Source organism: Bartonella silvatica, assembly GCF_040545155.1.
Classification (GTDB): domain Bacteria; phylum Pseudomonadota; class Alphaproteobacteria; order Rhizobiales; family Rhizobiaceae; genus Bartonella; species Bartonella silvatica.
The window spans coordinates 20,090-27,735 of sequence record NZ_JBEPLI010000019.1; the positions used below are offsets into that span (position 1 = coordinate 20,090).

Annotated in this window: 6 protein-coding genes; 3 read left to right on the top strand and 3 right to left on the bottom strand. The window is 31.5% G+C overall.

Going from position 1 to position 7,646, the window contains the following annotated elements; translation table 11 throughout:
• Positions 1-320 precede the first annotated feature (320 nt).
• The 3 genes from ABID23_RS06685 (at position 321) to sodC (ending at position 1,872) form a co-directional block, all read left to right on the top strand.
• The gene (locus tag ABID23_RS06685; protein ID WP_354190545.1) at positions 321-665 is read left to right on the top strand and encodes a hypothetical protein; all 345 of its coding nucleotides are present in this window, start codon (positions 321-323) and stop codon (positions 663-665) included.
• A complete protein-coding gene (locus tag ABID23_RS06690; RefSeq protein WP_354190547.1) occupies positions 643-954 on the top strand; it encodes a hypothetical protein in 312 nt (103 codons plus the stop codon). The genes ABID23_RS06685 and ABID23_RS06690 overlap by 23 nt, the downstream gene beginning before the upstream one ends.
• 390 nt (positions 955-1,344) lie before the next feature.
• Positions 1,345-1,872 carry a superoxide dismutase [Cu-Zn] SodC gene (gene sodC, locus ABID23_RS06695; protein ID WP_354190549.1) on the top strand — a complete coding sequence of 176 codons (528 nt, stop codon included), beginning with the start codon at positions 1,345-1,347 and terminating at the stop codon, positions 1,870-1,872.
• Positions 1,873-2,859: 987 nt separating this feature from the next.
• Here the strand turns inward: sodC and ABID23_RS06700 are convergent.
• From ABID23_RS06700 to hutH, 3 genes are all read right to left on the bottom strand, one after another.
• Complete coding sequence (locus ABID23_RS06700) at positions 2,860-4,230, bottom strand: amino acid permease (RefSeq protein WP_354190551.1); 1,371 nt, start codon at positions 4,228-4,230, stop codon at positions 2,860-2,862.
• Positions 4,231-4,653: 423 nt separating this feature from the next.
• Positions 4,654-5,010, bottom strand: coding sequence for a hypothetical protein (locus ABID23_RS06705; RefSeq protein WP_354190553.1), 357 nt, complete (start codon positions 5,008-5,010; stop codon positions 4,654-4,656).
• Between the two features lie 337 nt (positions 5,011-5,347).
• Positions 5,348-6,886, bottom strand: coding sequence for a histidine ammonia-lyase (gene hutH, locus ABID23_RS06710; protein WP_354190555.1), 1,539 nt, complete (start codon positions 6,884-6,886; stop codon positions 5,348-5,350).
• Positions 6,887-7,646 lie beyond the last annotated feature (760 nt).

Here is a 7,646-nt window from a genome sequence, read left to right on the forward strand (position 1 = left end):
CTCACTTATATCAAACTAACTAAATATATATAAACAGAAAATATCAACTTCGTTGATAAAAAATTACAAAAAATAAGCTTATTCTATAAACATTTTATAATAGTATGATTATTAGAAGAAGTGTATCACATTCATAAAAATATAAATATACTTGATATATGCTGTTGTATTATTTTTTATAGAAAAAATTGCTTTCATTGAGCAACATAAATTTTCAGAATTTTATTCTATTAAGTATAATATTAAAAATAAAAACAATCTTAGGAACCTATTGATAATACGAAGGTTAATGAAGTGTTATTTTAACATATGGTAATAAGATGAAAATACGTAAAATTTTGCAGTCGAGTATTTTTTTTATAATGATTGTATGTCTTTCGTTTTTCATTACAAATTCAATAGGCAAGGTTTTTTACGCACCCTACTGTCAAGTATCTGCATACAGCTTCATAAAAGATATTACTAAACCAGGACAAAATTCATTTACTGCTTTGCAAGTTAAAAACTGTCTTATGCAGAATGGTTTTACGAATATTAAACGATTACGTCTCGATGATAAAGGTATTTGGCGCGCTTTAGTAGAGTTTAAAAAGTGCTATTTTCTTGTATCTTTTGATTATTCGGGAACAGTTAGTATCCAAAATGAAAGAAAAAAATGTGATTGATTTAAAATTTTATAGCAATAGGAGCGCTAACAACTGTAACAGAAATTTTTTAAGAAAAATTACTCATTCTATGAAAGAGCCTGCACTTATTGGAAGTTTAAATGGTTTTATTTCAGGAGCAATTGGAGCCATTCTTGCCACGTATGGTTATATTGCTCTTCCAGGATTTGGTCCAGTTATTACAATGGGAGTGGGTGTAGCGTTTGCTGCCGGATCAATAATGGGTGCAATAATAGGATTTACAATAGGCATTTTGGTTGGAATATTTTTTATTTTTATGAAAAATTAGGACACATCATTATCATTACTTTTCTTATAAAACTTGTCGTAAACAGAAAGTTTTTATTATTTCATTTCTTGATGATTTTTTATAAAAGGTACGATAATAAATTATATATGCTTTTTGCATGAGTAACACATTGATACTTTATCAATTCAAATATTGGAATTTTTGATTTAATTTAACATTTTAAAAAATATTTTTTAGATACACCTCTTGAAAGAATGTCAGTGAAATATAGCTATCTCAGCAAGAGGGATCCTTTCAGCCTTTAATCTGAAGGGGTTCACCTTTATAGCTATAAATTTAGTAGCGATTACAGTTTTTATACTCAGTAATTAAATGTTCCTTTGAAGTTTATTAAAAAATATAGAATTTTAATATGAAATGAGTTCTGGTATGAAGAAAGTTTTTCTTTCCTTTTTAGCTCTGTTGGCATTTTTGAATTATAACTCTCTTGCCCTTGCAGCTTCGATAAAAGTAAAAATTTATGAGCTCAATAAGAATGATCTAAAGAATTCTATTGGTATAATTAAAATTGAAGAAAGTGCACATGGTTTGATTTTTACACCCAATTTATCTTCTCTTCCAAAAGGACTGCATGGTTTTCATGTGCATGAAAACCCTTCATGTGATATGAAAGATGGTGTAATTGGTGGAGCAGCAGGTGGACATTATGACCCTGATCGTACAGGCAAACACCTTGGTCCTTATAATATTCATGGTCACTTAGGTGATTTGCCAGCGCTTTATACCGATGATAAAGGTTGGTCAACGATGAGCGTTATTGCACCACGAATTAGACATATTACTGAAATTAAAGGACATTCTTTAATTGTTCATTTAGGAGGAGATAATCAATCAGATGAACCATTACCGCTTGGTGGAGGTGGAGCACGTTTAGCATGTGGCATCATTCAAGAATAAGAGTTTCTGGTATTTTGTTTAAAGATGAAGAAACTTACTTCTCTTTTTGTATATGCAGAATCAAAGTTTTGGCAGCTGACAAATATAGTGATGGAGTCAATGAGTGCTTCTTTAGAGTTCGTAGATATTTTCGTGATAAATTGAAGTCTTTCTTCTGCTTAAAGAAAGACCTCTTACTCCCCTTCCCCTTTAACTCAACTTAAGTTGCAGCCTGTAAATTGTATGAGATACTATAGAGTATCGATTTATCGTAATAAATTATCATTTAAAACTTAAAGAGCAACGTTGAATATTGTAGGCTTTTTCGCTCATATTGAATTAATAAAAGTCACTTGCTTATATGTTAAAAGTAGAAGCTGACATGGAGGCAAACTGTACAAGAAAGAAAAAGTGCTTCTTATCAACCGTCTCAATGCAAGAGGCGTCGCAATATCTATGATCTAGAAAATAGAATGATGTTGACTGTCTCCTCACAAATATAAAGATGAAATTTGTTCAATAGCTTTTGTACTTATTTTCGGACAACATCGTAAGATGGGTTTAAGAACATTAAAAAAATAGTTTTTAAAAGTAGGTAAATTATGAATACAATCTTTTTTAAAGTTATTGATGTTCTGTTGCTGTGATGCAATCCTTGCAGACAGCCTCAAACGATGAAGCATTTGGCAGAGTGGTTTTGATATTTAATAAAAAGCTATTGTGAGTTTTATAAACTATAATGATGATAATTATTCATAGATGGTAGTGTTTTATAAAATGCTTTATCTCCGAATCTTTAAAACAATAAGTTATTAATCAAAAAAACTTACAAACCTATAAGAATAAATCCATCATATATCGTGAAGACAAAAAAATTAAAATCTCTTTGTATCTTTTAAAATATATTTATGATTTTTAATGTATCGTTTCGTCATTATCTCTGTTTTATATGAGCTTAGATATTTTTAGGCAATATGAAACCACCCACTATTTTTATTGAATGCTTATTCATCTTGCTTTTTTCTTCAAATTGTAAAGTTTAAGTGTATAGAAACAAATAACAAGCCAAATAATCCAACTAACACCGATGATCAAAACTGGTCGTGTATTATCGAAAAACCATAACAAAATAAAAATAAAAATCATAAATAACACAGAAAAAATTGATCCTATCGGCCAAAGAGGAATTGGAAATTTTAAATTACTCTGTTCTTCTTTAGACATTTTAAGCCGCATAAAAATTTGTGAAAGTAAAATTATCATCCAAACAAAAACTGTTGCAAACGTTGCCATTGCCGCAATGAAAAAGAAAAGTCCTTCATGATAAAAATAATTAAGAACAACGCCAAAAAGAAATATGATAAAAATCAATAAAATAATAAGAACTGGGACACCATTTTTTGATAAATATTGAAACTTCTTTAAAGCATAACCTTCTTGCGATAACCCATGGATCATGCGACATGCACCATACATTCCACTATTCATCGCAGAGATTGCCGCTGTAACAACAACAATGTTCAAAATATTTGCTGCCGATGAAATCCCAAGGTTTTCAAAAATTGAAACAAAAGGACTATCCATAAGACCAATTTTACTCCAAGGATAAAGAGACATTAAAACAGCTAAGGTCATGATATAAAAGAGCAAAACACGAAATGGAGTAGAATTAATTGCCTTTGAGATTGTTTGATCGGGATCCTGCACCTCCATGACTGCCATCCCTATGATTTCTATACCACCAAACGCAAAGACAACAACACTAAAACATGCAAAAAAACCAAACAAACCATTGGGAAAAATACCGTCATTTTCCCATAAATTACGAGGGCTGACTATAGAGGAGGTATTTGTACCCCAACTATATAAAATAATTCCTATCCCTAAAATTATCATTGCAATGACAGCAGTAATTTTAATGGAAGATAGCCAAAATTCTAGTTCACCATATACTTCTACTGCTGCTAAATTGATCCCTGTAATGATCAGTGTGATACTAAGTGCCCATATCCAAGGGGCAACATGAGGATACCAAAACCCCATATAACTTGCAAAAGCAGTGATATCAGCTAAACCAACAAGAATCATCTCAAATACATATGTCCACCCCGTTAAAAAACCAGCTAATGGTGATATGTAATTCCCAGCATAACGGGCAAAGGAACCAGGTAATGGATTATGAATAATCATCTCACCAAGAGCACGCATAACCATAAAAATAGCTAAACCAGCAATACAATAAGCAATCAAAACACTTGGACCAGCAAGCTTAATCGCTTGTGCAGACCCATAAAAAAGACCTGTTCCAATAGCTGAGCCAAGAGCTAAAAAGATAACCTGGCGTTTATTCATACCCCGCTTAAGCTCATTTTTTTCCATTTTTTTCCTTCTTGATTTAAATGTTAGCTAATTCCACTGCACAAAACACCCATTTTATAATAAACAAAACCTTATGATCGGTTAGATTCTCTATCCTAGACGATGAGAAATGCTTTTATTGCGAATTATGCAGCTTTTTGTAATAGCTTAAAGCTCTGTATCATTTTATTTAAAATAAGTGGTAATGAAAAATTTCATTACCACTTATTTTATTTTTAAATTTATTATTTTTCCGTAGAGTAACATTGGAGCACATTCAACTGCACTCCTCATACTTTTTCTTCAAAAGAGAAGATTCAAAATTTATATAGCAATATCTAAGAGCAAAAAATCTCAGTTTTTAACTCATAGCAAGTTATATATGATAAAGTATAAAATAACTTTCAATACTAATTTGAAGGTTTATTTATGATAAGATAAATTTTATCGCCTTTTAAAACTGTTATTAAGGGTTTGATAAAGTACATCTCCAGCTTTTTTTTTCAAAACTTCAACTGCTTTAATAGCAAGTTTTCCAAATAAAAAAGTCATTACAATGAAAATAGCTTTTTTTACCTTTGGTCCAATAAAAGCTCTATTATTTTCTCTCACAATGTGATCTGAAATATTAATCAACACTTTATTTTTTGTTTGAGTAGGTATCTCTTTTTCTTGTTTAACAATGCCAAAAAGAATACTCTCTTGAGATCTACCCCTCCAAAGGCTGGCATTAACCTCTATAATTTGCGAAAAAGAGAAAACAACTGTTATTAGAATAGGTAATATGCGGCTTATAAACATTTCTTTCTCCATTATTTTGATAAATAACACAAAAAAGTAACTATAAAATTTATGAAATATTAAAAAATAAGAAGAATAGATAATAATATTATTATATATTTATAAATATATTACATACAATAACATTTATAAGAAATAATATAGTAAAATTTATGTAATGGCAATGTATAGGTTGTAATTATGACCTATAGTATAATAGAGGTATTACTAATAATAATTAAGTATAATATACACAGTATCATATTTTATAAATTTATTCTAGGCACAACAAAATATGATATTATGAGGAGGTTAAAGAATTAAATACTTTTTCTTCCTCATTGATTTTTAAAAAATATTACTTAGCCTCTAATTTAGGAAAAAGTGTCTCTGGTAAACGAGATAATAAGTGCCCTTCACATACCAAAACATGGCACTTATGAAGATCTGTAGCCATATAACGATCCTCCTTCAGGGAATCGATATTTTCACGTAGATGCTTCATAACAGACTGTAAGAAAAGGCTTGTTTTTAAAGGTGAGCGGTATTCAATTCCTTGTGCTGCTACAAGTGTTTCAATGCCAATAATAGTAAAAAGATTTTCACTCATAGTCAATAATCGACGCGCCCCATGGCAAGCCATAGAAACGTGATCTTCTTGATTTGCTGAAGTTGGTGTTGAGTCTACAGAAGCAGGATGCGCCATCTGTTTATTTTCAGACATTAAAGCAGCCGCAGTTACTTCAGCAATCATAAAACCTGAGTTAAGACCAGCATTTTGTGCTAAAAAAGCTGGAAGCCCATAAGAAACTACTGGATCAACCATAAGAGCAACACGCCTTTGCGAAATAGAGCCTATTTCACATAAAGCAAGAGCAATTTGATCCGCAGCAAATGCTACAGGTTCAGCATGAAAATTTCCACCTGATACAACTTCACCATTACTTAAAATTAATGGATTATCTGTAACTGCATTTGCTTCAATGATGAGTGTTTTTGCTGCCGCCATAAGAATATCAAAACATGCTCCCATGACTTGGGGTTGGCAACGTATACAGTAGGGATCCTGTACACGATCATCACCACGCAAATGAGCAACCCGAATTTGTGAATCCTCTAAAAGATTTTCTAATGTTTGTGATACAGCAATCTGTCCATAATGGCCGCGTAAAATATGGATATCAGGATGAAATGGTGCCGTTGATCCCATAATAGCATCTGTCGTTAATGCGCCTGCTAAAAGCCCACCACATAATGTCCTATACCCTCGAAAAAGACCTGCAAGAGCAAGCGCTGTTGATGTTTGAGTCCCATTAATAAGAGCTAGCCCCTCTTTAGCCTCTAAAATAATAGGAGATAACCCCGCCTTCGTGAGAGCCGCCGCTCCACTCATACGAATATTTTGAAAGAATGCTTCTCCTTCTCCCATCATAACAGCGGCCATATGCGCAAGTGGAGCAAGGTCACCTGAAGCACCAACAGACCCCTTTTCAGGAATGACAGGAATAACACCCTTTGCCAGCATATTTTCTAGCAAATGCACCAATTCTAACCGCACACCAGAAGCTCCTCGTCCTAAAGAAAGAAGCTTTAAGGTCATTATTAACCGCACAATATTTTCAGCTAAAGGCTCTCCCACACCACAGCAATGTGATAAAATGAGATTTCTTTGTAAAGTAGCAACATCATTTGCATCAATTTTAATTGAAGCCAATTTTCCAAAACCAGTATTAATGCCGTAGACTGGCTCACTTCCAGCAGCAATTTCAGCAATACGCTCTGCGCCCTTTTGGATAGCCAAGTACCTACTACTATGAAGTGTACTGATCTCATTATTAAAATAAATGTTTTCAAGTTCTCTCAGTGTTACTTCACCCGGTTTTAGAATAATAGTCATAATTTTCTTTCTTAATTTATTTACAATACGATGCGTAGCATTTCAGTCTTTTTCTATAAAATAGAAAAAGACTGAAATGCTCTGTACAAGAGACGAAAACTGATCAGCTAAACAATTTTCTTCATTCATTTTTTATTTATAAATGGTAAAATTAGCCACTTACTTTTTAAAAACATCATTTTATTAGAGAATATTTCTCATCCCTGCCCTTACAGCTTGAGCTAAGATTTTTTACTTAAAGTAATATATGTATTTTTTACCTTAAAAATCCCCCCAGATAATAAAATTTCAGTAAATTAATATTTTTTTGAATATCCATGAAAATATTTTAATCTATTATAATTAGATCTTCTATTTAGACATTTTTTCAATGTATATTCAAGAAAGAAAGTTGTAATCAACAAAACGAAAACCCAAACTTTAAAGGCTTTGGAAATAATTTATTAAAAAATTATTGTTTTTCAAACATAAAATATTTTTTTACTAAATTACCTAAACAAGTATGAAATGAACGCATAACTATTTTTAGAGGTATTTAAGAGTAAATTTATCTATAAAAATAGTATGCTATTGCCTAATTTTCTTACTCGAATTGTTATGAATCTGATTAACAAATAATAAGAGCACGAAAAGTAAAAGTTACCCATAAAATAGTCATACAAGGCATTGATTTATAATGATAATTCACTGTTTTGTATGTTGAATGAGAGTCCCGAATAACGTAGGATTCTCTCATTTCAAACCTGCTTATCTTGAATCA